The organism is Variovorax soli NBRC 106424, from assembly GCF_001591385.1.
In the GTDB taxonomy this organism is placed as follows: domain Bacteria; phylum Pseudomonadota; class Gammaproteobacteria; order Burkholderiales; family Burkholderiaceae_C; genus Variovorax; species Variovorax soli.
In genome coordinates this window covers 1-26,476 of record NZ_BCUU01000076.1, presented here as the reverse complement: position 1 = coordinate 26,476, position 26,476 = coordinate 1, and the positions used below count along the sequence as shown (strand labels likewise).

Here is a 26,476-nt window from a genome sequence, read left to right as displayed (position 1 = left end):
GCGCGCCGGCAGCTGTTGGTGTGCTCGCGCGCCGATGCGCCGCTGCCCCGCAATGCCCGGCTGCTGCGGGACGCGCTCACGCGCCAGGCCGCGCCGCCGGCTACTTGACGCGCTGCTTTTCCAGCTTGCGCGCCAGCGTGCGCCGGTGCATGCCCAGGCGGCGCGCGGTCTCGGAGATGTTGAAGCCGGTCTCGGCCAGCGTTTCGTGGATGCGCTCCCACTCCAGCGTCTTGATGGAGGTGGCGCGGCTGGTCAGGCTGACCTCGGTGCTGCCTTCGGCACGGCCGAATGCCGCCTCGATGTCGTCGGTGTTGGACGGCTTGGCCAGGTAGTGGCAGGCGCCGAGCTTGATGGCTTCGACCGCGGTCGCGATGCTGGCAAAGCCGGTGAGCACCACGATCAGCATCTCCTCGTCGTGCGCATGCAGGTGCTGCACGCAGGCCAGGCCCGAGGCGTCGCTGCCCAGCTTGAGGTCGACCACGGCGAACCCGGGCGTGCGCTGCTGCAGCACCGCCTGCATCTCGGCCAGCGAGGCGGCCAGGTCGACCGTGTAGCCGCGCCGCTCGAAGGAGCGCTTGAGCGTGCGCGCAAAGGCCGCGTCGTCCTCGACGATCAACAGGTGCCGCGGCGGCGCTGGTTGCTCATCACTCAAGATCGTCCACCTCTTCTTCCGATTCCAGCACGATCGATGCGAGCGGCAGCGTGATCGTGACGATGGCCCCGCCCTCGGGCTTGTTGCGCGCCTCCACCTTGCCGCCCAGGGTGCGCGCCACGTTCACCACCAGGAAGAGCCCCAGCCCGCCGCCGGCGCGGCCCTTGCTCGACTGGTAGGGCTTGCCGAACTGCGCGAGCATGCGCGGCTCGAAGCCCGGGCCGGCGTCGGTGCAGGTCAGCACCAGTTCGTCGCCGTGGCGCGCCACCTCGAACATGAGCCAGTGCGGCGAGGCCTCCAGCGCATTGTCCAGCACGTTGTGGATCATCTGCTGGATGGCCGAGTCGGACACGATGGGCAGGTCGTGCCCGAAATGGTTGTCGTAGGTGAAGGCGCGCGGCTGGCGCGAGGCGCGCCAATCATGAACCACCTCGCCCAGGAACTCGGCCACGCTGGTGGGCTCGGACGATTCGCCCCGCGCCTCGCCAGCCGACAGCAGGATGCCGCTGACGATGGACTTGCAGCGCTGCACCTGCGCCTGCATCTCGGAGACTTCGCCCTGCAGTTCGGGGTTGCTGTCGAAGGGCGCCATGTGCTGCCAGTCGCCCAGGATCACCGACAAGGTGGCCAGCGGCGTGCCCAGCTCGTGCGCGGCCCCCGAAGCCAGCAGGCCCATGCGCACGATGTGCTCTTCTTCGGCGGCGCGCTGCCGCAGGTCGGCCAGCTTGGCGTCGCGCCGGCGTAGGTTGCGGTTGATGCGGGCCACGAAGACCACCGTCAGCGCAGCCACCAGCGCAAAGCAGATGAAGAGGCCGAGGATGAACGGGCTGCCCAGGCCGCCCTGCGCATCCATCGGCAGCGCCAGCGGCTCGGCGAACAGGGCCAGTCCGATGAAACAGGCCACCGTCACGCCGAACAGGACCCAGGTGCTGCGGATGTCCAGCAGCATCGCACCCAGCACCACCTGCAGCAGGAACAGGAAGACGAACGGGTTGGCAGCGCCGCCGCTGAGGTAGAGCTGGGCGGTGAGCATGCCCACGTCCACCAGCAGCACCGCGAACAGCTCGCCGTTGGTCACGACGTGGTGCGAGCGCCAGCGCAGCCGGCTGGCCGCGTTGAAGGCCGCCAGGCAGGCCAGCACCACCAGCATCTGGTGCAGCGGCAGGTGGATGCCCAGGCCGTAATACACCACCAGGATGGTCACCACCTGCCCCACCACCGCGATCCAGCGCAGCTGGATCAGCTGCTGCATGTTGCGGATGCCGGTGGCGACCTGCAGGCGCCCGCCCTGCTCCACGCCGGTCATGGCATGAGGCACGGAGTGCGCCGGCGCGGGGTGGCCGGGAGCCGTCGTCGCGATCTCGTCCATGGGCGCTAGTCTGCCTGCTGCGCCCCGTCCTGTGCACGCCGCAGCCGTTTTTCCTCCAGCCAGACGCGCCAGGCGGCGCCCAGCACCAGCAGGGCCAGCGTGAACCAGGTCAGCGCATACACCATGTGGCTGTTGCGGAAGCTGATGACCGTGAGGCCGCCCACCGGCTGGCCCGCGCCAGCCTGCGGGTCCTTTTCCGCATCGACGAAGAACGGTGCCACCTGGCTCGGCTGCAGGCCGCGTGCGGCGGCCATGGCGGCCACGTCGCGCGAATACCAGCGGCCGGCCGCGGCGTCGTTGCGGCGCAGGAAGCCGCCCCCCGGTTCGGTGATGCGCAGCAGGCCGGTCAGCGCGACCTCGCCTTGCGGCTCGCCGGCCGCGCGGCCGGCGCGGTCACGCCGTTCGGGCGGCACGAAGCCCCGGTTGACCAGCACGATGCGGCCGTCGGCCTGCGCCAGGGGCGTCAGCACCCAAAAGCCGCTGCCCAGCTCGGTGAGCGCCTGCACCAGCGTCTCCCGCTCGTGCAGGAAGCGGCCCGAAAGGCGAACGCGGCGGTACTCGTCGGAGGCGGCCGTCACCTGAGGCCAGCGCGCCGGCTCGGGCAAGGCGACGGGTGGGGCATGCACGCGCTCTTCCACCCGCGCAATGAGTTGCAGCTTCCAGGCGCGGCGCTCCACCTGCCACCAGCCCAGCGCGACCAGCGTGCAGAAAGCCAGCAGCGCGAGCAGGCCCAGAACGGCCAAACGGCCCGCAGGTCGCGGGCCGTTCTCGTGTCTGGAAGCCGGTGCAGGCGTCAAGGCCTGACTCGCAGGTCCTGGCTGGTGGGCATGCTCGGCATCATGTTGGTGTTGAGGTGGTACATCACCCACAGCGACCCCGACAGCGTGATCACCACCAGCACCGCGGTGAAGACCAGCGCCAGCATGTTCCAGCCGCCCTCGGACTTCGCGTCCATGTGCAGGAAGTAGATCATGTGCACGACGATCTGCACCAGGCCGAAGCCGAGGATCACCATGGTGGTGGTGCTCGGCTTGTCGAACACCTTGGCCATCACCAGCCAGAAGGGAATGGCCGTGAGGATGACCGACAGGACGAAGCCAGTCATGTAGCCCTTGAAGGTGGCGTGCGGCCCGCTGTCGTGGTCGTCGTCGTGGTGATCGTGGCCGTGCGAATCGTGGTGGTGGTGGTCGTGATTGGCGCTCATCACAGCACTCCCATCAGGTAGACAAAGGTGAAGACGCCGATCCAGACCACGTCCAGGAAGTGCCAGAACATCGACAGGCACATCAGGCGGCGGCGGTTGGCAGGAATGAGGCCATGCTTGCTCACCTGCACCATCAGCGTGATCAGCCAGACGATGCCGAAGGTGACGTGCAGGCCGTGCGTGCCCACCAGCGTGAAGAAGGACGACAGGAAGGCGCTGCGCTGCGGGCCGGCGCCTTCGTGCAACAGGTGCGCGAACTCGTACAGCTCGATGCCCAGGAAGCCCGCGCCGAACAGGCCCGTGATGAAGAGCCACATCAGCACCGCACGCTTGTTGCGCTTTTGCATCTCCAGCATGGCGAAGCCATAGGTGATGGAGGACAGCAGCAGCAGCGAGGTGTTGAGCGCCACCAGCGGCAGGTCGAACAGCTCGGCGCCGCCGGGGCCGGCCGCATAGCTGCGGCCCAGCACACCGTAGCAGGCGAACAGCACGGCGAACACCAGGCAGTCGCTCATCAGGTAGAGCCAGAAGCCCAGCAGCGTGCCGTTTTCCGGGTGGTGTTCCCGGGTCATGTAGAAGTGGTCGGCCGAGCCGCTGCTCGCCGCCGCCTGGGCGCCCACGGCGCCGCTGGGGTGTTTCAGGGTGAACTCAGACATTGCCGGCAGCCAGGAGGCGGGTACGAGCGTTTTCGACGCGGACCACGTCTTCCGCAGGGATGTGGAAGTCGCGCTTGTAGTTGAAGGTGTGGACGATCGTGGCGATCAGCATGGCGGCGAAACCGACACCGGCCACGAGCCACATGTGCCAGATCAGGCCGAAAGCCATGATGGCGCTGAGCGCTGCGATCACGAAGCCGGCTGCCGTGTTCTTGGGCATGTGGATCGGGATGAAGCCCTCGGTGGGACGCACGTAGTGGCGGCGCTTCATGTCGTACCAGGCATCGTTGTCGTGCACGATGGGCGTGAACGCGAAGTTGTAGTCCGGCGGCGGCGAAGACGTGGACCACTCCAGCGTGCGGCCGTTCCACGGGTCGCCCGTGTTGTCGCGCAGCTGGTCGCGGCGCATGTAGCTCACGGCGAACTGGATCAGCATGGCGGCGATGCCCACGGCGATCATGGCGGCGCCGACGGCGGCGATGATGAACCAGATCTGCAGCGACGGATCGTCGAAGCGGTTCATGCGGCGGGTGACGCCCATCAGGCCCAGCACGTACAGCGGCATGAAGGCGAAGTAGAAGCCGATGACCCAGAACCAGAACGAGACCTTGCCCCAGAACGGGTCGAGGCGGTAGCCGAAGGCCTTGGGGAACCAGTAGTAGATGCCGGCGAACAGGCCGAACACCACGCCGCCGATGATCACGTTGTGGAAGTGCGCGATCAGGAACAGGCTGTTGTGCAGCACGAAGTCGGCCGGCGGCACCGCCAGCAGCACGCCCGTCATGCCGCCGATCACGAAGGTGATCATGAAGGCGATGGTCCACATCATGGGCAGCTCGAACTTGATGCGGCCCTTGTACATGGTGAACAGCCAGTTGAAGATCTTCGCGCCCGTGGGGATCGAGATGATCATCGTCGTGATCCCGAAGAAGGAATTGACGCTGGCCCCCGAGCCCATGGTGAAGAAGTGGTGCAGCCACACCAGGTACGACAGGATGGTGATCACCACCGTGGCGTAGACCATGGAGGTGTAGCCGAACAGGCGCTTGCCCGAATAGGTGGCCACCACTTCCGAGAAGATGCCGAACACCGGCAGCACCAGGATGTAGACCTCGGGGTGGCCCCAGATCCAGATCAGGTTGACGTACATCATGGCGTTGCCGCCAAGGTCGTTGGTGAAGAAGTTGGTGCCGACGTAGCGGTCGAGCGAGAGCAGCACCAGCACGGCCGTGAGCACCGGGAAGGCGGCCACGATCAGCACGTTGGTGCACAGCGAGGTCCAGGTGAAGACGGGCATCTTCATCATGGTCATGCCGGGCGCGCGCATCTTCACGATGGTGGCGATCAGGTTCACGCCGGACAGCAATGTGCCCACCCCCGCGACCTGCAATGCCCAGATGTAGTAGTCCACCCCCACGTCGGGGCTCTGCAGGATGCCCGACAGCGGCGGATAGGCCAGCCAGCCGGTCTTGGCGAACTCGCCCACGAAGAGGGAGGCCATGACCAGCAGCGCGCCGAAGGTGGTCATCCAGAAGCTGAAGTTGTTCAGGAACGGGAAGGCCACGTCGCGCGCGCCGATCTGCAGCGGCACGATGTAGTTCATGAAGCCCGTGACCAGCGGCATGGCCACGAAGAAGATCATGATCACGCCGTGCGCGGTGAAGACCTGGTCGTAGTGGTGCGGCGGCAGGTAGCCTTCGCTGCCGTTGAAGGCGATGGCCTGCTGGGCGCGCATCATCACCGCGTCGGCGAAGCCGCGCAGCAGCATCACCAGGCCCAGCACGATGTACATCACGCCGATCTTCTTGTGGTCGATGCTGGTGATCCAGTCGCGCCACAGCGGGCCCCACCACTTCATGTAGGTCATGAGGGCCAGCAGGGCGATGCCGCCCAGGGCGACGGCGGCAAAGGTCGCCACGAGAATGGGCTCGTGGTAGGGAATGGCCTCCCAGGTGAGGCGACCGAAGATCAACTTCGTCAGGTCGAGGTTCGCGAACATCTTTATTCTTTCAGGACCACAGGCTCGCCAGGCGCGGCGGCGGTGTACATGGGCAGGTCGACCGGATCGCCGGGCGCGCAGAAGGCCGCCACGTAGCGGCGCTGCGGCGAGGCCGGGTCCTGCGGACGCACGGCACGGCTTGCCACGTCATGCACGCTGGGCAGCGGCAGGCCGCCGGCAGCGTCGATGGCCGCCATTTGGTGCATGCACATCTTTCCGGGCTCCACGCAGCGGTTGACGATGGCGTGGAACAGGTCGGAAGACACGGTGGACCAGCGCCGGACCGGGTCGGCCTCGCTGGGCTGTTCGAGCTTCATGTAGCCGGTGCGGTCGAGCAGGCCGCCGGCGGCCTTGTTGGTCTGCACCCACTTGTCGAAGCCGGCGTCGTCCAGGCCGTGGAACTTGAAGCGCATCTTGGAGAAGCCCGCGCCGCTGTAGTTGGCCGAGAAGCCCTCGTATTCGCCGGCCTTGTTGATCACGGCATGCAGCTTGGTCTCCATGCCGGGCATGGCGTAGATCATGCCGGCCAGCGCGGGCACGTAGAAGGCGTTCATCACGTTGGAAGACGTGATGCGGAACTGGATGGGCCGGTCGACCGGCGCCGCCAGTTCGTTGACGGTGGCAACGCCCTGCTCCGGGTAGATGAAGAGCCACTTCCAGTCGAGCGCGACGACCTCGACCACCAGCGGCTTGGCATTGGCCGGAACCGGACGGGTGTCGTCGATGCGGCGCAGCGCACGGAACGGATCGAGCGTGTGCGTGCTGATCCAAGTGACTGCCCCCAGGGCGATGATGATCAGGAGGGGCGCTGCCCAGATCGCGAGCTCGAGCTGCGTGGAGTGGTCCCACTCGGGCTTGTACTCCGCATCCTTGTTGGACGCGCGGTACTTCCAGGCGAAGAACACCGTCATCGCGATCACCGGGACGATGATCAGCAGCATGAGGACCGTGGCCACCACGACGAGCCGGCCCTGCTGGACCGCGATGTCGCCGGAAGGATTGAGCACGACCATCTCGCAACCGCTCAGGAGAAGGAGCGGTGACAGGAGCAGCAGTCCGCGGAGTTTTTTGAGGAGTTCCATGCCGAAAAGAAATGCGTGGGCTGACGCCAGAATGGGCAAAAAAGTGCGAGTTCTGCGCAAAGACCCGACAATCTAGTCGTTTTCCCCCCTTTCGGGGAGTGGACGTTTTGTCCTATGGCGGAACTTGCCGGGCAATGCGATGCTCGGCGCCGTCCGTGACAATAGATAGAAGCATCGAATTGATGTCGAGTACATACATGTCTACCGCCGATACCGCCATCAGCCCCCAGGAGCGCGAGCGCGAGCTCCAGGAAATCCACGAGCACCGCTCGCAAGTCACCCCGGGCGAGATCGCCGTGGGGGTGGTGATCGGCCGCGCCTCCGAATACTTCGACTTCTTCGTCTACGGTATTGCCTCGGTGCTGGTCTTCCCGGCGGTGTTCTTCCCCTTCGAGAACGACCTGCAGGGCACCTTGTGGGCCTTCGTGGTGTTCTCTTTCGCCTTCATCGCGCGCCCCATCGGCACGATCATCTCGATGAAGATCCAGAGCCGGTTCAACCGGGAGGTGAAGCTCACCATCGCCCTGTTCCTGCTGGGCATCTCCACCGTCTGCATCGCCTTCCTGCCGGGCTACGCCAGCCTGGGCTTCACCTCGATCGTGCTGCTGTCCATCGCCCGCGTCGGCCAGGGCCTGGCGCTGGGCGGCTCGTGGGACGGCCTGCCCTCGCTGCTGGCGCTCAACGCGCCGCAAGGCAAGCGCGGCTGGTACGCCATGCTGGGCCAGCTGGGCGCGCCGGTGGGCTTCATCCTGGCCAGCGGCCTGTTCGCCTTCCTGTATTCCAGCCTGCCCCTCACCGACTTCCTCGACTGGGGCTGGCGTTACACGTTTTACGTGGCTTTTGCAATTAACGTCGTGGCGCTGTTCGCCCGCCTGCGCCTGGTGACCACCGACGAGTACCGCCACATGCTGGAAGAGCGCGAGCTCGCTCCCGTGAGCGTGACTGAACTCACCCGCACGCAGGGCCACAACATCGTCATCGGCGCCTTCGCCGCGCTGGCCAGCTATGCGCTGTTCCACCTGATCACCGTGTTCCCGCTGTCGTGGATCCGCCTGTTCTCGCAGCAGTCGATCTCCGAGTTCCTGGTCATCCAGGTGATCGGCGCCTTCCTGGCGGCCGGCGGCGTGGTGGCCTCGGGCGTCATTGCCGACCGCATCGGCCGCCGCAACACGCTGGGCAGCCTGGCCATCGCCATCGGCGTGTTCAGCGGCTTTGCACCCACGCTGCTGGACGGCGGGCGCCTGGGCCAGGACATCTTCCTGCTGGTGGGCTTCGCGCTGCTGGGCCTGTCGTACGGCCAGGCCGCCGGCGCCGTCACGGCCAACTTCGAGCTCAAGTACCGCTACACCGGCGCCGCGCTCACGGCCGACCTGGCCTGGCTCATCGGCGCGGCCTTCGCGCCCCTGGTGGCCCTGGGTCTCTCGGCCCGCTTCGGCCTGGCCTATGTCAGCGTCTACCTGCTGTCGGGCGCCATCTGCACGCTGATTGCACTGCGGGTGAACAAGGCGATGGAAGAGCGCGACTGATCGCCGCCTGATCATCACTTACGGGGCCGCCCGCCAGACACTGGCCGGCGGCCCTTATTCATTCAAGAGCGGCAAACGGCTGATGATGAGTTCGGCCATGCGCGACGGCGTGCGCCCGCGCAAGGTGACCACGCCGGCCTGGGCCTGCAAGAGCGGCAGGTCGCGAATCTCCAGCAGCTTCAGGCGCCCCGCGGCCACCTCGCCGGCCACGGCCGCATGGGCCGCCACCAGCACCGAATCGCTTTCCAGGGTCACGCGGGTGAGCAGGTTGGCGTCGTCGCATTCGAGCGCCACCTTGAGTTCGTCGGCCGAAGGCAGTCCCAGCATCCGGGCAATGACGCTGCGAACACCGACCGGCACCCGGATCGCCAGGGCGCCGTAGCGCCACGCCTCGGGCAGGCTCACCGGGCCCGTGTCGGCCAGGGGATGGCCGGCGCGAACGTAAAAGCCGCCGGGCTGGCGCTTCAGCGGCCTGGACTGCAGCGACGGATCGGCCGGCAGTTCGGTGGTGTCGGCCACGTAGAACTCGATGTCCTCCTCGCGCAGGCGCTTGAGCAGCAGCTGCCAGTTGCTCACCTCCACGCGCAGGTTGATCCCCGGATGTTCGCGCCGCAGGTCGGCCAGCAGGCCCGGCAGGAAGGTGACGGCCGGAAACGGGCCGACGCCGAAGGCCGTGTCGCCCAGGCGATGGCTGCGATACAGCGCCACGTCGCGCTCCAGGCAATGGCTGTTGAACACCAGCTGCCGGGCCCGCTCGACCACGAATTCGCCGGCCGGCGTCGGCACCACCTCGCTGCCCTTGCGGTCGAACAGCAGCAGGCCCAGCTCCGCCTCGGCAGCCTGGATGCTGCGCGTCAAGGCCGGCTGGCTCAGGTGCACCTGCTCGGCCGCGCGCACGAAGCTGCGCCGGTCCGCCACCGCCACCACATGCGTCCAGCGCCGCAGGTCCATCGCTCTCCTCCTTGAATTGCATCCAATGCATTGATATTAGACGAACAATGCATTGGACTCAATTCGACGGGCGCCGAAGAATCGGGTCTGGAAGACCTACAGCCCCTTCGGGCACGCGGCGCCACCGCAGCGCACGCGCAACGCAAGAGACAAAAGCCAAGAGGATGATCAACATGAACAACGCTCCGCCCGAGGCGGCAGCCGAGCGCGCCGACGCGCGCGTGGCCCGCATCTTTCAGGCACAGCAGGCGGCCTTTTCGGCCGATCCGCTGCCCAACGCCGCCGAGCGCAAGCGCCGCCTGAAGGCGCTCAAGCGCCAGGTCTCCCGCTACCAGGACGTGCTGGCCCATGCCATGAGCCAGGACTTCGGCTTTCGCGCGCATGCCGAGTCGAAGATGCTCGACCTGCTGGGCTCCGCGCTGGAGGCGCAGCACGCCATCTCGCACGTCGCGCGCTGGATGAAGCCCAGCCGCCGCAGCACCGAATGGCTGTTCCTCACCAACAGCGTGCGGGTGCACTACCAGCCCAAGGGCGTGGTGGGCGTGATCGTTCCGTGGAACTTCCCGGTGTACCTGGCCCTCGGCCCGCTGGTGGCGGCGCTGGCCGCGGGCAACCGGGTGATGATCAAAATGCCCGAGGTGACGCCGGCCACCAACGCCGTGCTCAAGACGATGCTGGCCGAGGTCTTCCATGAAAGCCTGGTGGCGGTGGTGGGCGAAGAGCTGGCCGACCCCAACCTCTTCACCTCGCAGCCCTTCAACCACATCGTGTTCACCGGCTCGCCCGCAGTGGGCCGCATCGTGATGCGCACGGCCTCGGAGAACCTCACGCCGGTGACGCTGGAGCTGGGCGGCAAGTCGCCCGCGCTGGTCACGCGCAACTACCCGGTGGCGGACGCGGCCAAGCGCATCACGCACGGCAAGTCCGCCAACTCGGGCCAGATCTGCGTCTCGCCCGACTACGCGCTGGTGCCGCGCGAGCGGGTGCAGGACTTCATCGCCGGCGTGCGCAGCACTTTCGAGAAGTTCTACGCCGGCAAGACCGAAGGCAACCCCGACTACACGGCGGTGGTGAACGAGCGGCAGCTGCAGCGCATGCAGGCCGTGCTGGACGACGCGCGCGCCAAGGGCGCGCACATCGAATCGTGCGCCCCGATGCCCGTGGGCGGCCGCCAGATGCCGCTGCAGATCGTGACCGGCCTGACCGACGACATGCGCATCCTGTCCGAAGAGCTCTTCGGCCCGATTCTGCCGGTGGTGCCCTACGACAAGGAAGAGGACGCGCTGGCCTTCATCAACGCCCGCCCGCGGCCGCTGGCGCTGTACTGCTTTAGCCACGACAGCGCCGAGCGCGACCGGCTGCTGCGCCACACGCACTCGGGCGGCGTGGCCATCAACGACTGGGGCTGGCAGGTGGTGAACCACGATGCGCCCTTCGGCGGCGTGGGCAACTCGGGCATGGGCAACTACCACGGCGTGGAAGGCTTTCGCGAGCTCTCGCATGCGCGCACGGTGTTCAAGCGCCAGCGCTTCTTCCCGGTCGACCTGTTCTACCCGCCCTACGGCAACTTCGTGCAGCGCCTGGCGCTGCGCATCTTCCTGGGCGAGGCCGATCCGGCCCTCGGCCACGCGCCGGGCCAGGCGCCGCATTCCGCTTCGACCTCACAACAACACACGAGACAGCCATCATGAGCAGCAACACCCAGGAATTCGACTACGTCATCGTCGGCGCCGGCTCGGCCGGCTGCGTGCTGGCCGCGCGCCTGTCCGAAGACCCCAAGGTCACGGTCTGCCTGCTGGAAGCGGGCGGCCCCGACAACAGCGTGCTCATCCACGCCCCCGCGGGTGTGGTGGCGATGATGCCCACCAAGATCAACAACTACGGCTTCGAGACCGTGCCGCAGCCCGGCCTGAACGGCCGCAAGGGCTACCAGCCGCGCGGCAAGACGCTGGGCGGCTCCAGTTCCATCAACGCCATGCTGTACGTGCGCGGCAACCGCTGGGACTACGACCACTGGGCCTCGCTGGGCAACCCCGGCTGGTCCTATGACGAGGTGCTGCCCTACTTCAAGCGCAGCGAGAACAACGAGCAGTTCGGCGGCGATGCCTTCCACGGCACCGGCGGCGGCCTGAACGTCACCTACGCCAACCACAAGAGCCCGCTCAACGACGTGTTCATGAAGGCGGCCGCCACCCAGGGCATCCAGCCCACGCGCGACTACAACGGCGAGACGCAGCAGGGCACCTTCATCTACCAGGTCACGCACAAGAACGGCGAGCGCTGCAGCGCCGCCAAGGCCTTCCTCACGCCCAACCTGTCGCGCCCCAACCTGAAGGTGCTGACCCACGCGGTCACCCAGCGCGTGCTCATGAACGGCCGCCGCGCCACCGGCGTGGCCTACTACCAGGGCAGCGAGCTCAAGGAAGTGCGCGCGCGCCGCGAAGTCATCCTCTCGGGCGGCGCCTTCGGCTCGCCGCAGCTGCTGATGCTCTCGGGCATCGGCCCGGCGGCGCACCTGCAGCAGATGGGCATTCCAGTGGTGCACGACCTGCCCGGCGTGGGCCAGAACCTGCAGGACCACATCGACTACGTGCAGGCCTGGCGCGTGGGCAGCAACACCGAGAGCTTCGGCGTCTCCGCACGCGGCGGCCTCAAGGTCACCAGCGCGATGTTCGAGTGGAAAAGCAAGCGCACCGGCATGGTCACCAGCCCCTACGCGGGCGCCGGCGCCTTCATCTGTTCAAGCCCCGAGGTGAAGGTGCCCGACCTGCAGCTGATCTTCGTGATCGCCATCGTGGACGACCATGCCCGCAAGATGCACCTGGGCCACGGCATCTCCTGCCACGTGGACCTGATGCGCCCGCACAGCCGCGGCGAAGTCAAGCTCAAGAGCACCGACCCGCGCGACACGGCGCTGATCGACCCGCGCTTTCTCTCCGACGAGCGCGACCTGCCGATCCTGGTCAAGGGCGCGCAGATCCAGCAGCGCATCATGGAATCCAAGCCCTTCGACGGCATTCGCGGCAAGCAGCTCTACACCACCAGCGCGGACGACCCGGCCAGCCTGGTCGCCGACATCCGCAACCGCGCCGACACGCAATACCACCCCGTGGGCACCTGCAAGATGGGCAGCGACGACATGGCCGTGGTCGATGCGCGGCTGCGCGTGCGCGGCGTCGAGGGCCTGCGCGTGGTCGACGCGTCCATCATGCCCACGCTGATCGGCGGCAACACCAATGCGCCCACCATCATGATCGGCGAGAAGGGCGCCGACCTGATCCGCGAAGAGGCCCGCGCGGCAGCCACCATCGGTGCGGTGGCGCAAGCCGCCTGAAGCCCCGCGGCACGAACAAAAGAACAGCCTTTCCCTTTATCCAACCAAGAAGCAAGACAGGAGACCCATGTCCATCAAACCCATCGCCCTGGCGGCCGCGCTCGCCGTTGCCCTTTCTGCAGCCCACGCGCAGCAGCAGCAGCAGCCGCAAGGACCGAAGCCCGCCACCCCGCTGACGGCGCAAGCGAACAAGCAGTTCGGCGCCGAGCTGCAGCTGGCCAACCAGCAGGATTTCGAGGACGCATCGCGCGGCCTGGTGGCGCGCCTGCCCGACAACATCGTGAAGGACGCCAAGGGCGAGACCGTGTGGGATGCGGGCCGCTTCGGCTTCCTCAAGGGTGATGCGCCGGACACGGTCAACCCCAGCCTGTGGCGCCAGGAGAAGCTCAACGCCATCGCCGGCCTGTTCAAGGTCACCGACGGCATCTGGCAGATCCGTGGCTACGACCTGGCCAACATGACGCTGGTGGAAGGCAAGAGCGGCTGGATCGTGATCGACCCGCTGCTGTCGGCCGAGATGGCCAAGGCCACGCTGGAATTCGCGATGAACCAGCTGGGCCGCAAGCCCGTGACGGCCGTGATCTTCACGCACAGCCACGTGGACCACTTCGGCGGCGTGCGCGGCGTAGTGGACGAGGCCGACGTGCGCTCGGGCAAGGTGCCGGTGATCGCCCCCGAAGGCTTCATGAACCATGCCGTGGCCGAGAACGTGATGGCCGGCAACGCCATGGCCCGCCGCTCGCACTACCAGTTCGGCGCGCCCCTGCCCTACGGCGAGCAGGGCGGCGTGGGCTCGGGCCTGGGGCTGGGCCTGTCGGTGGGCGCGATGGGCCTGATCGCGCCCACCGACCACGTGAAGAAGACGGGCGAGGAGCGCACCATCGACGGCCGCCGCTTCGTCTTCCAGATGGCCAACGGCTCGGAGGCGCCGGCGGAGTTCGCCTTCTACATCCCCGACTTCAAGGCGCTGTGCCTGTCGGAGGTGGTCACCGCCAACATGCACAACATCTACACGCTGCGCGGCGCACAGGCGCGCAACGCGCTGGAGTGGAGCAAGTACATCAACGAGATGAAGGACTTCCACCCCGAGGCGCAGGTGGCCTTCCGCAGCCACCACTGGCCGGTGTGGGGCACGGAGCGCATCCAGCAGCACCTGTCCAACCAGCGCGACCTGTACCGCTACATCAACGACACGGCGCTGAACCTGGCCAACAAGGGCGTCAAGATGGATGACCTGGCCAACGTCACCTACTTCCCCAAGGGGTTGATGAACGACTTCTCCACGCGGGGCTACTACGGCACCCTCAGCCACAACCTGCGCGGCGTCTACAACTTCTACCTGGGCTTCTACGACGGCAACCCGGCCACGCTGCATCCGCTGCCGCTGACCGAGTCGGCCAAGCGCTACGTGGCGGCCGTCGGCGGCATCGACGCGACCATGGACAAGGCCCGCGCCGCCTTCAAGGCCGGCGACTACCGCTGGGCCGCCGAGCTCAACAACAACGCGGTGATGGCCGAGCCGGGCAACGAAAAGGCCCGCCTGCTGCAGGCCGACATCCTCGAGCAGCTGGGCTACCAGGCCGAGTCGGGCGTGTGGCGCAACGAATACCTGGTGGCCGCCCAGGAACTGCGCGGCGGCGTGAAGCCCGTGCGCCTGTCCACGCAGGGGCCGGACATGGTGCGCGGCATGACGCTGGACATGATCTTCGACTTCGTGGCGGTGCGCCTGAACCACGAGAAGGTCGACGGCATGAACGCCGGCATCCAGGTGAACTTCACCGACAGCAACGAGACCTACGCGCTGGAGCTGTCCAACTCGGTGCTCAACAACACCAAGGGCCGCAAGCTGGAGAAGCCCAACACCACGCTGTCGCTCACCCGTCCGGCGTTCTTCAAGATGCTGCTGGGCGGCGTGCCGCTGCCCAAGCTGGTCGAGGCCGGCGAGGCCAAGCTGGAAGGCGATCCGAAGGTGCTGGGCGCGATCTTCGCCAACCTGGACAACTTCAATCCGCTGTTCAACATCGTCACGCCCTGAGGCAGGGCGCAGCAAGGCCTGAAACACCAGGAGTTTCAGGATCTTGTGAAATCCGGACGGCATGCGCGCGACAATGCGCCCATGCCGTCCTCCTCCTCTTCTTCTTCCCCCTCCTCCCAGGGCCGAGCCAATGGTGGCGCCCAGCTGCCGCCGCTGAACCGCCAGTTCGTCGCGCACTTCGGCGAGATGGGCAGCCGCTGGGGCATCAACCGAACCGTCGGGCAGATCTACGCGCTGATCTTTCTTTCGGACAAACCGGTCAACGCGGACGAGATCGCGGAGCTGCTCGAATTCTCCAGATCGAACGTGAGCATGGGCCTGAAGGAACTGCAGGCCTGGCGGCTGGTGCACCTGCGCCATCTTCCCGGTGACCGACGCGAGTACTTCGAGGCGCCGCAGGACGTGTGGGAGATCTTTCGCGTGCTGGTGGAAGAGCGCCGGCGGCGCGAGATCGAGCCGACCTTGTCGATGCTTCGCAGTGCGCTGCTCGAGACGCCCGGCAGCGACGAGGAGCGGCATGCGCAGCAGCGCATGCGCGAGATGCACGACCTGATCGACCGTTTGCTGAAGTGGCTGGACGACGTCCAGCGGCTGGCGCCGGAGACGGCGATGCAGCTCATGGGCATGGGCGCGGCAGTGACGCGGGTGCTGGGGCTGAAGGATCGGCTGACGGGGCAGGCTTCCAAGAAGGCGGCTGGCAAGAAGGCGCGGAAGGGGTAGCGTCTTCTGGTTTTTGAAAGCCGCCTCTTTGGGCTGGGGCGGGCGGGGCGCGGCAGGCGCCAGGGGCCGGGGGCTCGTACCGGGGCGGTCGATGCCTTCGGCATCGACTTCGCTGCGGTGCTCGGGCTGGGGGCTTGTGCGGCAGAACTCGCTGCGCGACTGCGTCGCTACGCTCAGACAGCTGCCGCAAGTCAGTTCACGAAGCGCGCAAGGTGCCCTTGCGCGCAAGCCCCCAGCCCTGCGCTCCTCGCCGCCCCGGAAGTCGCCCCCGGCCCCTGGCGCCTGCCGCGCCCCGCCTGGAGACGGCGTGTCGGTATCAACGAGGGGGAAGCCACCCATCGTTCCCTCAGCAAGCGGTCGGTCGCATCACCGCCGAGCGACGACGGCCAACCTTCGTTCGTTAGACCAACGGATGGCTGCACCGGACGAACAACAACGACGCGTCCTGGCAAAGGCCTGTGTGCCTCTGGGCGCTGGCGCGCCTCTCGGGCGATGAGCAGCGCAGCGGAACCGGCCTGCGTGCAAGGGCACCTTGCACGCTTCAACTTCTAGCTTGCGGCAGCTGTCTGAGCGGAGTGAACGAAGTGAACGCAGCGAGTTCTGCCGCACAGGCCGGCTCCGCGAGCAGCGCAATGCAGTCGGCGCTGAAAGCGCCGACCGCCCGAGTGAAGCGCCAGCGCCCAGAGGCACACAGGCCTTTGCCACCCCACCAACCTCAACGCACTTCGCCACCGATGAAGCGAAGACCCCGCAAGAGCCCAACAGCGACAAGCCCCGTCATCGACAGCATCGCCGCGCCATGCAATCCGACAGCCACCAACGCAACGAGCAGCGGCCTTGAACCGGCCATATCGCTCGCAGCAGCAACATCAGACATGCAAAGAGGCAGCAACGCCGGCACCACCATCAAGCCCGCGCCGTGCAGGCTCGACATCAGGAAAGACCACAGCGCCATGCCCACCTGCCCGGCCGGCGCGCGCAGGGCCCGGGGTGCGCGGCGCCAGACATGCGCCGCCACCGACACCAGCAACAGCGCCGCCACCGCGCACTGAATCAGCATCCGATTCACCTGCAGGCCCGCCACGACCAGCAACGCCACCAGCGCCACCGACGCGACATGGCCCAGGCCGATGGGCCACAGCGCGCCCAAGGCCTGCTTCGTCCCGCCCGAGCGCAGGCCCCAGGCGGCGGCGAGCATCCAGCCCGTGGCCGGATTCAGCCCGTGCAGCGCACCCAGGCCTGCGACCGTCACCCATGGCCAGAAAAGGTCTGCTGCCATCGCTCTTCTCGCGGTTACTCCTGCGCGTGGCAGCAACCACCACTGGCGGCAACAGCCGCAGCAACCGCAGGCCGGCTCGCCGGTGCCGTCTCGTACCGGTCGTGGTGACGGATCCAGTCCATCGTCCAGTTGGGGTTGCGCTCGTCGCGCCCCTTGGGCGTCAGGTCCAGCAGGTCGTAGGTGCCCATCATCACTTCCACACCGCGGCCGTAGGTCGAATAGGTGTGATAGACCGAGCCCACGTCGTCCTTGAAAAACACGCTCACGCCCGGCGCCTCCTCGCTCGGAAAGGCCTGCACGCCGTAGTTGTACGGCACCTCGCCCGACGCGATCTGCTCGGGCGAAAAGCTCACGCCGAAATCCTGGTTGAAGTCGCTGCCGTGGGACGACACCCACCTGAAATCCCAGCCCATGCGGCGGCGAAAGCGCTCGATCTGCTCCAGCGGCGCGCGCGATACCACCAGCAGCGTCGTGTCCCGATGCGCCAGATGCAGCTGCATGCCGCTGCTCAGGTGGTCGGACATGAACGAGCAGCTCGGGCAGCCCTGCTCCCAGTCCGGGCCCAGCATGAAGTGCTGCACCAGCAGCTGATGCCTGCCGTCGAACAGCTCGGCCAGCGTGCGCTTGCCCTCGGGCGCGTCGAACACATAGTGCTTCTTGATGTGCACCCAGGGCAGCGCGCGCCGCTCGCGGGCGATCTGGTCGCGCAGGCGCGTCATCTCCTTCTCGTGCGCCAGCAGCGACTTTCGCGCGGCCAGCCAGCGGTCTTGCGGCACCACGGGGTGGTCGGCCGAGATCGGTTCCTTGGGGGCGATGGCAATGCTCATGATCGGACTCCTTGCTTGGCTTGCGCCGTTTGGTGGTTGAAAGAAAGAAAGAAAGAAAAAGACAATGCGTGGCCCGGCCGCCGCCAGGTGGCGGATGCTTGCTCTCGGTACGTCGATGGCCTGGCGAAGCAACCCAGGAATGAAGGCCGGTGCTTGCCTCGCCGGCCTGTCAGGCGGTCAGCCTGTGTGCGCGGCGGCCTTCTTGCTTTGCGGTGCCGCGCGCTGCGGCCGCCGGATGGCGCGGACCTTGCCGCTGGTGCCGCCGCCTGCATAGAACAACCCGGCACCGTCCGATTCCAGCCCGCTCACCGCGGTGCCGGCCGGCATCTCCAGCCGCTCGAGGACCGCGCCGCTGTCGGGGTCGATGCGACGGATGTCGCTCTCCTCAGCCTCCCAAGTGCCGTGCCACAGCTCGCCCTCGACCCAGGTCACGCCGGTGACGAAGCGGTTCGACTCGATGGTGCGCTTCACCGCGCCCGTGTCGGGATCGATCTGGTGGATCTTCCGCTCGCGGTACTGGCCCACCCACAGGCTCCCCTCTGCCCAGGCCAGGCCCGAATCGCTGCCCTTGCCCGGGGCAGGAATCGAATGCAGCACCTTGCCGGTGGCCGGGTCGATCTTGTCGATGCGCGCCTCGGCGATCTGGTAGAGGTGCTTGCCGTCGAAAGCCGTGCCGGCATCGCCGCCGCAATCGAGCGTGCGCTCCAGCTCGCCCGTGCCCGGGTCGAACGCCACCAGCGCCGGGCCGGTGGCAGCCCACACGCGGTGCCCGTCGTGCGTCACGCCGTGGATCCTGTCCGCGCCGCCGAAGGGGCCGTACTCGCGCACGATCTCGGCGGCATGCACCAGCGCGCCATGGGTGGCCTGTTCGCGTTCCGTGGTCTTCGTCATTGCCTTGCTCCTGTCGGTGGTTGAGCGCGCCATTTGCGCGGCGGCGCCATGGAGGCAAATCTAATCAAGCTGCAGCGCAGCGGGGAGTAACAAGATCGTCGTGAATCCGGTCAGCGGCGGGGCCAGCCAGCGGCGCGCCCTCGCCTGCCCGATGGCGCGCACACGCCCGTCGGCTTCCAGTTCGACCAGCGCACGCTGCACCGTGCGCTGGCTGGCGCCCAGCGCCTGCGCCAGCGCCGAGGTGGACCAGGCGGCGCCATCCGAGAGCAGTGCGATCAGCGAGGCCTGCTCGCCGTCGATGGGCGGGGCCAGCAGCACCACCTCGCGCCCGCGCAGCGGCTTGAGCACGAAACCGCGCGCGGTGGCTTCGATGTCCGCCATGGGCGCCGCCAGGGCGCGCAGGCGCCCCATTTCCACGCGCAGCCGGGCGCGGTGCGTCTCGTCCGGATGGCGGGTGCGGAAGGCGCTGGCGATCAGTGCCTCGCGGGCCACGTCACCGGGCCATGCCGCGGCCAGCTCGCGCACCAGCGTGAACAGGATCGGCCGGCGTGCCAGCGGCAGCCACTCGCTGCCCGCGCGCAAGCCGTGCCGGCAGGCATCGGCCACCAAGGCACCGGAGGCCAGCAGCGCCTCCACGTCGCCCAGATGCAGGAGTTGCTCGCCCTCCCCGCCGAGCCTGCGCGCCGCGGGCCGTTCGAAGGCCGCGCTCGCATCGGCCACCTCGGCCAGGAGCGCCGGCACCTGCGCCCGGTCGGCGGCCCGGCGGGAACGCTGCAGCGCCGTTCGGGCCTTCGTGGTCTGCAGCTGGCGCAAGGCCAGCTCGGCAGTGCTCAGCTCGGCCACCGTGGCCAGCACCGGCGGCAGGCCGGCGGATTCCAGGCCGTCCAGCAGCGACGCCGCTTCGTCCAGGCGCCCCAGCAGCAGCAGGCGGCGCGCGGCGACGAGGCGCGCCTGCATGGCGTTGACCGTGTCGCCGCCCGCCAGCAGCGTGGCCGATGCCGACGCCAGGGTGCGCGGCGATCCGCTCAGGTCGCGCATGGCCAGGGCGACCTCCGCCTCGGCCACCACGCAGCGCGCCCTTGCAAGATGCTCGTGCGTACCGAAGCCGCGCGCGGCCTTGCGCAGCAGTTCGCGGGCGCGCGGATGCTCGCCCAGCTGCGCCATGGCGATGCCGCGCAGCGCCAGGGCGGGCGGGTCTTCCCGCAAGGCCACGCGCTTGAGCGCACCGAGCGCGTCGCCGGCAGCCAGGGCGCGGGCGGAGGCGGCGATGAGCGAATCCATGCGGGGCTCGATTCGAAGCTTCAGCGCTCGACGAACAGCTCGCCGATCAGTTCGCGCAGCCAGCGGTTGGCCGGGTCGTCCTCGAAGCGCCGGCTCCAGTGCAGCGACACGTCGAAGTCGCGCAGCGGGAAGGCCGGCTCGACGATGTCGTAGCCGCCCTGCTCCGCAAAGCCGCGCGCGATGTTGCGCGGCATGACCACCGCCAGGTCGGTGGCGCGCACGATGGCCGGCAGCACCATGAAGTGCTCGGTGGTCAGCCGCACGCGGTCTTCCAGCTTGAGCAGGTGCAGGATGCGCAACGTTTCTGCATGGGTGCGCACCGCCACGTACTCGAGCTTGCGCAAGGCCTCCAACAAGGCGCCGCCGCGGCGCTTGCGCTGCGCGAAGGGATGGCCGCTGCGCAGCAGCACGATGTAGCGGTCTTTCAGCAGCAGCTTGCGCCGCGTGTCCTTCACCTCGGGCAGGAAGCCGAAGGCGAAGTCGACGCGCCCGCTGTCCAGTGCCGGCGCCACCTCGTGCGGCGCCAGCGCCATGGTCTCGATGCGGATGCCGGGCGCCAGCGGCCCCAGCCCCGCCATGAGCGCCGGCAGGAACCGGCCCTCGCCGATGTCGCTCATGTGGATGCGAAAGGACTTGCGCGAGGCCGAGGGCTCGAAGCGGTCGGGCTCGTTCAGCGCGTCTTCCAGCGTGGCCAGCGCCGACTGCACCGCCTGCGCCAGGCGCTCGGCGCGCGGCGTGGGCACCACCCCGCCGGGCGCACGGGTGAACAGGGCGTCCTGCAGCAGCAGGCGCAGCCGCCCCAGGCCGTGGCTGGCGGCCGGCTGCGTCAGGCCCAGGGCCTCGGCGCCGCGGCTGACGCTGCGGGCGCGGTAGACCGCGTCGAACAGCCGCAGCAGGTTCAGGTCGATGGCCTCGATATGCATGGCGTGCATGTTACTTAGGCCGCTCATTGTATTGATGGCCGCCTTGCGCGAACGCACACTCTCGCGCTGGCGGTCCTTCCGCCACCACAAGGAAAAGGAGACAACGCCATGCAACGCATCCGCTGGATTTCCGCTTCGATCCGCACCGCACTGCTGTGCGGCGCCGCCACCGCCGCGCTGGCCCAGACGCCGCCGGCCGACGAGCCCGGCTGGGCCAAGGGCCGGCCCAAGGCCAACCAGGACGCCATGCGCATGGCGCCGGTGCCCGCCTTCCCCATACCCACCGCGGCCGACAAGCTGCCCACGGCCAAGTTCAAGCTGCCGCCGGGCTTCAAGGTGGAGACCTTCATGCCCGGCGTGCTCGATGCGCGCGAATTGCGCGAAGGCGCCAACGGCACCATCTTCGTGAGCACGCTCTTCGTGGGCCAGAAGGTCTACGCCATCACCAACAGCGGCGGCAAGCGCGAGCTCAAGACCATCATCGACAAGATGCCGATGGCAGCGGGCATCGCCTACGACAAGGGCACGCTCTTCGTGGCCACCAACACCAAGATCATGCGCTACGACGGCATCGACGCAAAGCTCGACAACGTCGGCGAGCCGAAGGTGATCTACGACAAGCTGCCCGGCGGCGAGGACCACAGCTGGAAGTTCCTGCGCATCCACAACAACAAGCTGTACTTCCCCATCGGCGCGCCCTGCAACATCTGCGACCCGGGCGAGTACGCCAAGATCTACCGCATGGACCTGGACGGCAGCAACGTCGAGACCATCGCGGCCGGCGTGCGCAACACGGTGGGCTTCGACTTCGACCCCAAGACGGGCGACCTCTGGTTCACCGACAACGGCCGCGACTGGTTCAGCGAAGAGCTGCCAAACGACGAGCTCAACCGCGTCGAAATGAAGGCCAAGCTGGGCCAGCACTACGGCTACCCCTACTGCCACCAGGGCAGCATCCCCGACCCCGAGTTCGGCTGGGGCAAGAAGTGCAGCGACTACGTCAAGCCGGCCGCGCTGCTGGGGCCGCACGCCGGCTCGCTGGGCCTGAAGTTCTACGACGGCAAGATGTTCCCGGCCAAGTACCGCGGCGCCATGTTCATCGCCCGCCACGGCCCCTGGAACCGCAGCGTGAAGTACGCCGACGTGTCGGTGGCCTGGCCCGACGGAAAGGGCGGCGCCAAGGTCGAGCCCTTCATGACCGGCTTCGTGGAGAACAACACCTACCTCGGCCGCCCGGTGGACTTCCTGGTGATGAAGGACGGCTCGCTGCTCGTGAGCGACGACCACGCCGGCGCCATCTACCGCATCAGCTACACGGGCAAATGAAGGGACTGCGCCTCGCTTTCATCAGCTTCCTCGGCGCAGGCGCGCTGCTGGGCCCGGCCATGCCTGGCGCATGGGCCCAGCAGGCCAAGAACAGCGGCGCAAAGCCGGCTGCGAAGCCGGCCGCCGCCGCGCCTGCTGCGCCCAGTTATGCCCAGCGCTACGCGCAGGTGTGCGCGGCCTGCCACGGCGCCAACGGCCGCAGCGACATGCAGGGCGTGCCGGCGCTGGCCGGCCAGCCTTCCTTCTATGCCATCACCCAGCTGTTCCTGTTCCGCGAGGGCCGCCGCGCCAACGAGGCCATGACGGCAGTGGCCAAGACCATGACGGACGACGACATGCGCGGCTTTTCCGACTTCATCGGCACACTGGCGCCGGTGCCGGCCCCGCCGCCCGCCGCCGCGCCCGACGCGCAGCGCATGGCGCGCGGCAAGCAGCTGGCCACGGAGCACAAGTGCGTGTTCTGCCACGGCGACGATTTTTCCGGCGGCCAGCAGGTGCCCCGCATTGCCCAGCAACAAGAGGACTACCTGGCCGCCACCCTGCACGAGTTCAAGAGCGGCAAGCGCCCGGGCTATTCCATGGCCATGAGCGAAGCCCTTCGGCCGGTGCCGGCCGCCGACCTCGACACGCTGGCCTACTACCTCGCGCGATTCACCTCCCCTGCCAAGTAGTCCGGCGACTCTCGTTTCCCAACCACAACAGCTGCCAGCCACCCGGCGCGCACGGCCGCGCCACGCCAGCCACGGAGAACCCTTTTGGAAGTTTCGTTCAGCAAAGAGATTGAGGCACTGCGCCTGGGCGCAGGCCAGACCTTTCACGGCGAGGGCATCCTCGCCATCACCAAGGGGCTGCTGCAATCGGGCGTGTCCTACGTGGGTGGCTACCAGGGCGCGCCGGTGTCGCACCTGCTCGACGTGATGGTGCAGGCCAAGCCCTACATGGACGAGCTGGGCGTGCATGTGGAGGCATGCTCCAACGAAGCCTCGGCAGCGGCGATGCTGGGCGCCTCCATCCACTACCCGTTGCGCGGCGCCGTCACCTGGAAGTCCATCGTCGGCACCAACGTGGCGGCCGATGCGCTGTCCAACCTCTCCTCGCCCGGCGTGAAGGGCGGCGTGCTGATCGTGGTGGGCGAGGACTACGGCGAAGGCGCCAGCGTGATCCAGGAACGCACCCACGCCTACGCGCTCAAGTCGGGCATGTGCCTGCTCGACCCGCGCCCCGAACTCGCGCAGATGGTGCGCATGGTCGAGCACGGCTTTGCGCTCTCCGAAGCCTCGAACATGCCCTGCATGATGGAGCTGCGCATTCGCGCCTGCCACGTGCGCGGCAGCTTCGACTGCAGCGACAACATCGCACCCGCCATTTCCACGCGCGAGCTGATGAACGAGCCGGCCGGCTTCGACTACATGCGGCTGGCGCACCCGCCCGTCACCTTCCGCCAGGAAAAGCTCAAGGGCGAGGAGCGCATTCCGGCCGCGCGGCGCTACATCACCGAGCACGGCCTGAACGAGCTCATGGCCGGGGGCGCGCACAGCGACCTGGGCATCGTGGTGCAGGGCGGCCTGTACAACGCCCTGCTGCGCGCCCTGCAGCAGCACGGCCTGGCCGACGCCTTCGGCGACAGCGCCATCCCGATCCTGGTGCTCAACGTCACCTGCCCGCTGGTGCCCGGGCAATTGGCCGACTTCTGCACCGGCAAGCGCGCGGTGCTGGTGGTGGAGGAAGGCCAGCCCGAGTACATCGAGCAGGAAATCGCCACGCTGCTTCGCCGCCGCGGCATCCAGACGCCGCTGCACGGCAAGGACTTCATTCCGCTGGCGGGTGAACTCGGCGCCGAGGCACTGGCCGGAGCGCTGGCCAGCTGGGTCGGCCGGTACCTGCCGCAGCATTCGAATTCAGGCGCCGGCCAGTGGCTGGCCGCGAACGCCGAGCGCCGCGCCGCCGTGGCGAAGATGCTCGAAGCGCCGCTGCCCAACCGGCCGCCGGGCTTCTGCATCGGCTGCCCCGAGCGGCCGGTGTTCTCCGCCCTCAAGCTCGCGCAGCAGGACACCGGCCCGGTGCACGTGGCCGCCGACATCGGCTGCCATGCCTTCGGCACCTTCGAGCCCTTCTCCATGGGCCACTCCATCCTCGGTTACGGCATGAGCCTGGCCAGCCGCGCGGGCGTGTCGCCGGTCATGCAGCGGCGCGTGCTGTCGGTGATGGGCGACGGCGGCTTCTGGCACAACGGCCTGCTCACCGGCGTGCAGAGCGCCCTGTTCAACGGCGACGACGCGGTGCTGCTGATCTTCAAGAACGGCTACACCTCGGCCACCGGCACGCAGGACATCATCTCCACGCCGGACGACGCCATCAAGGAGCATGCGGTCGACAAGCAGCAGAGCCTGGTGGACAAGAACAAGACCATCGAGAGCACGCTGCAGGGCCTGGGCGTGCAGTGGCTGCGCACCGTGCACAGCTACGACGTGGCCACCATGCGCAAGACGCTCACCGAGGCCTTCACCAGCGACTTCAACGGCTTGAAGGTGGTGATTGCCGAAGGCGAATGCCAGCTCGAGCGCCAGCGCCGCATCAAGCCCTGGATCGCCGGGCTGCTGCGGCGCGGCGAGCGCGTGGTGCGGGTGAAGTACGGCGTTGACGAGGACGTGTGCACCGGCGACCACGCCTGCATCCGCCTGTCGGGCTGCCCCACCCTCACCATCAAGGACAACCCCGACCCGCTCAAGGTGGACCCAGTCGCCACGGTCATCGACGGCTGCGTGGGCTGCGGCCTGTGCGGCTCCAACGCGCACGCGGCCACGCTGTGCCCTTCCTTCTACCGCGCCGAGGTGGTGCAGAACCCCAAGTGGCACGAACGCCTGCTGCACAGCCTGCGCGGCAGGCTTGTACGCGCACTCCAGCCCGCATGACGACTTCCATGGACCGTACCCAACCCATCACTGTTCTCATCTGCGCCCTGGGCGGCGAAGGCGGTGGCGTGCTCACCGAATGGCTGATCGAGGCCGCGCGCGCCAGCGGCCATGCCGCGCAGAGCACCTCGATTCCCGGCGTGGCGCAGCGCACCGGCGCCACCACCTACTACGTGGAGGTCTTTCCGGTTCCGGTCGCACAGCTGGGCGGGCGCAGGCCGGTGTTCAGCCTGAGCCCGGCACCCGGTGCACTGGATTGCATCGTCTCGTCCGAGCTGCTGGAAACCACCCGCCAGATCGGCAACGGCATGAGCTCGCCCGAGCGCACGCTGGTCATCTCCTCGTCGGCGCGCAGCCTCACCACCGCCGAGCGCATGGTGCCCGGCGACGGGCGCGCCGATGCGCAGCGCCTGCTCGAGGTGGTGCGCAGCTTCAGCCGCGAGCACCGGGTGTTCGACATGGGCGCCATGGCGCGCGAATGCGGCACCGTGGTGAGCGCGGTGATGCTGGGCGCACTGGCGGGCAGCGGCGTGCTGCCTTTCTCGCGCGAGCACTTCGAAGCCGCCATCCGCGGGCATGAAGACCCCGCCAAGCCCAGCCGCATGACGCAGGCCAGCCTGCGCGGCTTCGCCCAGGCCTTCGACGCGATGCACCAGCCGCGCGAGCACGCCATGCGCATCGCGCAGATGCTCGACGGCGACAAGGACGAAGCGCCGCCTGCCGCGGTGCCCGCCTTGCCCGAGGCAGCACGCGCCGTGTTTCCGCCGGCGGTTCACGACATGCTCGCGCTGGGCCACGCACGCCTGGTCGACTACCAGGACGCGGCCTACGCCGACCTGTACCTGCACCGGCTCCAGCAGGTGCTGCAGGCCGAGCGCAACGCCGATCCGGCGGGCGCGCACGGCTTTGCCATCACGCGGGAGATGGCGCGCTGGCTCGCTCTGTGGATGGCTTTCGACGACATCGTTCGCGTGGCCGACCTGAAAAGCCGCGCCAGCCGCAGCCAGCGCGTTCGGCGCGAAGCCAAGGCCGGCGCGCACGACCTGCTCAAGGTCTACGACCACTTCAAGCCCGGCGTGCCCGAGTTCGCGGCCCTGTTGCCGGCACCGCTCGCCGCGCGCCTCACCGCCTGGGACAGGCGGCGGCAGGCCGGCGGCAAGACACCCTGGGCCGTGCCGCTGAAGGTGGGCAGCCATTCGGTAGCGGGCATGCTCTCGCTGCGCGTGCTCGCATCGCTGCGCGGCCTGCGCAAGAGCGGCAGCCGCTTCGCGGAAGAACAGGTGCTGATCGAGCGCTGGCTGAAGGCCGTGCTGGACGGCGCCGCGCAGGGCAGCTGGCACCTGGCGCACGAGGTGGCACTGTGCGGGCGCCTGATCAAGGGCTACGGCAGCACCAACGAACGCGGCAAGCGCAACCTGCTGCACGTGATCGACCACCTGGTGCCGGCGGAGCACGCGCCCGGGCGTTCGCCGCAGGCGCGCGCCGATGCCGTGGCCGCCGCACGCGAGG

General features: G+C 68.1%; 22 protein-coding genes. 9 read left to right on the top strand and 13 right to left on the bottom strand.

Translation table 11 applies throughout. The features are described 5' to 3' along the window. Positions 1-100 precede the first annotated feature (100 nt). The 7 genes from VSO01S_RS19395 to cyoA all read right to left on the bottom strand — a co-directional run bounded on the left by VSO01S_RS19395 (position 101) and on the right by cyoA (position 6,962). Positions 101-652: a response regulator transcription factor gene (locus tag VSO01S_RS19395; protein ID WP_153305327.1), complete on the bottom strand. Its 552-nt coding sequence runs from the start codon at positions 650-652 to the stop codon at positions 101-103. Beyond that, positions 645-1,958, bottom strand: a complete 1,314-nt coding sequence (locus VSO01S_RS19390) for an ATP-binding protein (RefSeq protein WP_068644450.1) — start codon at positions 1,956-1,958, stop codon at positions 645-647. The genes VSO01S_RS19395 and VSO01S_RS19390 overlap by 8 nt, the downstream gene beginning before the upstream one ends. 68 nt (positions 1,959-2,026) lie before the next feature. Next, on the bottom strand, positions 2,027-2,764 hold the full coding sequence (locus VSO01S_RS19385; RefSeq protein WP_245684260.1) for an SURF1 family protein: 738 nt from the start codon (positions 2,762-2,764) through the stop codon (positions 2,027-2,029). A gap of 50 nt (positions 2,765-2,814) precedes the next feature. After that, positions 2,815-3,225: a cytochrome o ubiquinol oxidase subunit IV gene (gene cyoD / locus VSO01S_RS19380; RefSeq protein WP_068644445.1), complete on the bottom strand. Its 411-nt coding sequence runs from the start codon at positions 3,223-3,225 to the stop codon at positions 2,815-2,817. Beyond that, positions 3,225-3,797, bottom strand: a complete 573-nt coding sequence (gene cyoC / locus VSO01S_RS19375; RefSeq protein ID WP_245684262.1) for a cytochrome o ubiquinol oxidase subunit III — start codon at positions 3,795-3,797, stop codon at positions 3,225-3,227. Before cyoC ends, cyoD begins: the two co-directional genes overlap by 1 nt. Before the next feature lie 76 nt (positions 3,798-3,873). Beyond that, positions 3,874-5,880, bottom strand: coding sequence for a cytochrome o ubiquinol oxidase subunit I (gene cyoB, locus VSO01S_RS19370; RefSeq protein ID WP_174544746.1), 2,007 nt, complete (start codon positions 5,878-5,880; stop codon positions 3,874-3,876). Between the two features lie 2 nt (positions 5,881-5,882). After that, a complete protein-coding gene (gene cyoA / locus VSO01S_RS19365; RefSeq protein ID WP_084241977.1) occupies positions 5,883-6,962 on the bottom strand; it encodes a ubiquinol oxidase subunit II in 1,080 nt (359 codons plus the stop codon). A gap of 182 nt (positions 6,963-7,144) precedes the next feature. On the opposite strand from cyoA, the gene VSO01S_RS19360 reads away from it, so the two are divergent. After that, entirely contained in the window at positions 7,145-8,488 is a 1,344-nt protein-coding gene (locus VSO01S_RS19360; protein WP_373282911.1) for an MFS transporter, read from the top strand. A gap of 54 nt (positions 8,489-8,542) precedes the next feature. Here VSO01S_RS19360 and VSO01S_RS19355 read toward each other — a convergent pair whose 3' ends face one another. Beyond that, entirely contained in the window at positions 8,543-9,439 is an 897-nt protein-coding gene (locus VSO01S_RS19355; RefSeq protein ID WP_068644440.1) for a LysR family transcriptional regulator, read from the bottom strand. Positions 9,440-9,612: 173 nt separating this feature from the next. On the opposite strand from VSO01S_RS19355, the gene VSO01S_RS19350 reads away from it, so the two are divergent. From VSO01S_RS19350 to VSO01S_RS19335, 4 genes are all read left to right on the top strand, one after another. Beyond that, on the top strand, positions 9,613-11,130 hold the full coding sequence (locus VSO01S_RS19350; RefSeq protein ID WP_084241979.1) for a coniferyl aldehyde dehydrogenase: 1,518 nt from the start codon (positions 9,613-9,615) through the stop codon (positions 11,128-11,130). Beyond that, a complete protein-coding gene (locus tag VSO01S_RS19345) occupies positions 11,127-12,773 on the top strand; it encodes a GMC family oxidoreductase (protein ID WP_068644439.1) in 1,647 nt (548 codons plus the stop codon). The genes VSO01S_RS19350 and VSO01S_RS19345 overlap by 4 nt, the downstream gene beginning before the upstream one ends. Positions 12,774-12,840: 67 nt before the next feature. Further along, entirely contained in the window at positions 12,841-14,808 is a 1,968-nt protein-coding gene (locus VSO01S_RS19340; RefSeq protein WP_068644438.1) for an alkyl/aryl-sulfatase, read from the top strand. 186 nt (positions 14,809-14,994) lie between these two features. Next, complete coding sequence (locus VSO01S_RS19335; protein WP_245684261.1) at positions 14,995-15,528, top strand: GbsR/MarR family transcriptional regulator; 534 nt, start codon at positions 14,995-14,997, stop codon at positions 15,526-15,528. A gap of 715 nt (positions 15,529-16,243) precedes the next feature. Here VSO01S_RS19335 and VSO01S_RS19330 read toward each other — a convergent pair. The 5 genes from VSO01S_RS19330 to VSO01S_RS19310 all read right to left on the bottom strand — a co-directional run bounded on the left by VSO01S_RS19330 (position 16,244) and on the right by VSO01S_RS19310 (position 20,738). Further along, positions 16,244-16,807: a hypothetical protein gene (locus VSO01S_RS19330; RefSeq protein WP_068644437.1), complete on the bottom strand. Its 564-nt coding sequence runs from the start codon at positions 16,805-16,807 to the stop codon at positions 16,244-16,246. 14 nt (positions 16,808-16,821) lie between these two features. Further along, positions 16,822-17,634, bottom strand: coding sequence for a DUF899 domain-containing protein (locus tag VSO01S_RS19325; RefSeq protein WP_068644436.1), 813 nt, complete (start codon positions 17,632-17,634; stop codon positions 16,822-16,824). A gap of 177 nt (positions 17,635-17,811) precedes the next feature. Continuing rightward, complete coding sequence (locus tag VSO01S_RS19320) at positions 17,812-18,525, bottom strand: Vgb family protein (protein WP_068644435.1); 714 nt, start codon at positions 18,523-18,525, stop codon at positions 17,812-17,814. 60 nt (positions 18,526-18,585) lie between these two features. After that, on the bottom strand, positions 18,586-19,806 hold the full coding sequence (locus tag VSO01S_RS19315; RefSeq protein WP_068644434.1) for a DNA-binding protein: 1,221 nt from the start codon (positions 19,804-19,806) through the stop codon (positions 18,586-18,588). A 20-nt stretch (positions 19,807-19,826) separates the two neighbouring features. After that, the gene (locus VSO01S_RS19310; protein ID WP_068644433.1) at positions 19,827-20,738 is read right to left on the bottom strand and encodes a LysR family transcriptional regulator; all 912 of its coding nucleotides are present in this window, start codon (positions 20,736-20,738) and stop codon (positions 19,827-19,829) included. 99 nt (positions 20,739-20,837) lie between these two features. Between VSO01S_RS19310 and VSO01S_RS19305 the strand changes: the two genes are divergently transcribed. The 4 genes from VSO01S_RS19305 to VSO01S_RS19290 form a co-directional block, all read left to right on the top strand. After that, on the top strand, positions 20,838-22,055 hold the full coding sequence (locus VSO01S_RS19305; protein WP_174544745.1) for a PQQ-dependent sugar dehydrogenase: 1,218 nt from the start codon (positions 20,838-20,840) through the stop codon (positions 22,053-22,055). Continuing rightward, on the top strand, positions 22,052-22,726 hold the full coding sequence (locus VSO01S_RS19300; protein WP_068644432.1) for a c-type cytochrome: 675 nt from the start codon (positions 22,052-22,054) through the stop codon (positions 22,724-22,726). Before VSO01S_RS19305 ends, VSO01S_RS19300 begins: the two co-directional genes overlap by 4 nt. Before the next feature lie 84 nt (positions 22,727-22,810). After that, complete coding sequence (locus VSO01S_RS19295; protein ID WP_068644431.1) at positions 22,811-24,967, top strand: thiamine pyrophosphate-dependent enzyme; 2,157 nt, start codon at positions 22,811-22,813, stop codon at positions 24,965-24,967. An 8-nt stretch (positions 24,968-24,975) separates the two neighbouring features. After that, the coding region (locus tag VSO01S_RS19290) for an indolepyruvate oxidoreductase subunit beta family protein (protein ID WP_068644430.1) at positions 24,976-26,476 on the top strand (1,501 nt) is incomplete at its 3' end.

Coding starts and splice junctions, on each gene's coding strand:
- VSO01S_RS19390 (WP_068644450.1), bottom strand. CDS start 1,958: ATGACCGGCGTGGAGCAGGGCGGGCGCCTGCAGGTCGCCACCGGCATC.
- cyoD (WP_068644445.1), bottom strand. CDS start 3,225: ATGAGCGCCAATCACGACCACCACCACCACGATTCGCACGGCCACGAT.
- cyoC (WP_245684262.1), bottom strand. CDS start 3,797: ATGACCCGGGAACACCACCCGGAAAACGGCACGCTGCTGGGCTTCTGG.
- cyoB (WP_174544746.1), bottom strand. CDS start 5,880: ATGTTCGCGAACCTCGACCTGACGAAGTTGATCTTCGGTCGCCTCACC.
- cyoA (WP_084241977.1), bottom strand. CDS start 6,962: ATGGAACTCCTCAAAAAACTCCGCGGACTGCTGCTCCTGTCACCGCTC.
- VSO01S_RS19360 (WP_373282911.1), top strand. CDS start 7,145: ATGTCGAGTACATACATGTCTACCGCCGATACCGCCATCAGCCCCCAG.
- VSO01S_RS19355 (WP_068644440.1), bottom strand. CDS start 9,439: ATGGACCTGCGGCGCTGGACGCATGTGGTGGCGGTGGCGGACCGGCGC.
- VSO01S_RS19350 (WP_084241979.1), top strand. CDS start 9,613: ATGAACAACGCTCCGCCCGAGGCGGCAGCCGAGCGCGCCGACGCGCGC.
- VSO01S_RS19345 (WP_068644439.1), top strand. CDS start 11,127: ATGAGCAGCAACACCCAGGAATTCGACTACGTCATCGTCGGCGCCGGC.
- VSO01S_RS19340 (WP_068644438.1), top strand. CDS start 12,841: ATGTCCATCAAACCCATCGCCCTGGCGGCCGCGCTCGCCGTTGCCCTT.
- VSO01S_RS19335 (WP_245684261.1), top strand. CDS start 14,995: ATGGGCAGCCGCTGGGGCATCAACCGAACCGTCGGGCAGATCTACGCG.
- VSO01S_RS19330 (WP_068644437.1), bottom strand. CDS start 16,807: ATGGCAGCAGACCTTTTCTGGCCATGGGTGACGGTCGCAGGCCTGGGT.
- VSO01S_RS19325 (WP_068644436.1), bottom strand. CDS start 17,634: ATGAGCATTGCCATCGCCCCCAAGGAACCGATCTCGGCCGACCACCCC.
- VSO01S_RS19320 (WP_068644435.1), bottom strand. CDS start 18,525: ATGACGAAGACCACGGAACGCGAACAGGCCACCCATGGCGCGCTGGTG.
- VSO01S_RS19315 (WP_068644434.1), bottom strand. CDS start 19,806: ATGGATTCGCTCATCGCCGCCTCCGCCCGCGCCCTGGCTGCCGGCGAC.
- VSO01S_RS19310 (WP_068644433.1), bottom strand. CDS start 20,738: ATGCACGCCATGCATATCGAGGCCATCGACCTGAACCTGCTGCGGCTG.
- VSO01S_RS19305 (WP_174544745.1), top strand. CDS start 20,838: ATGCAACGCATCCGCTGGATTTCCGCTTCGATCCGCACCGCACTGCTG.
- VSO01S_RS19300 (WP_068644432.1), top strand. CDS start 22,052: ATGAAGGGACTGCGCCTCGCTTTCATCAGCTTCCTCGGCGCAGGCGCG.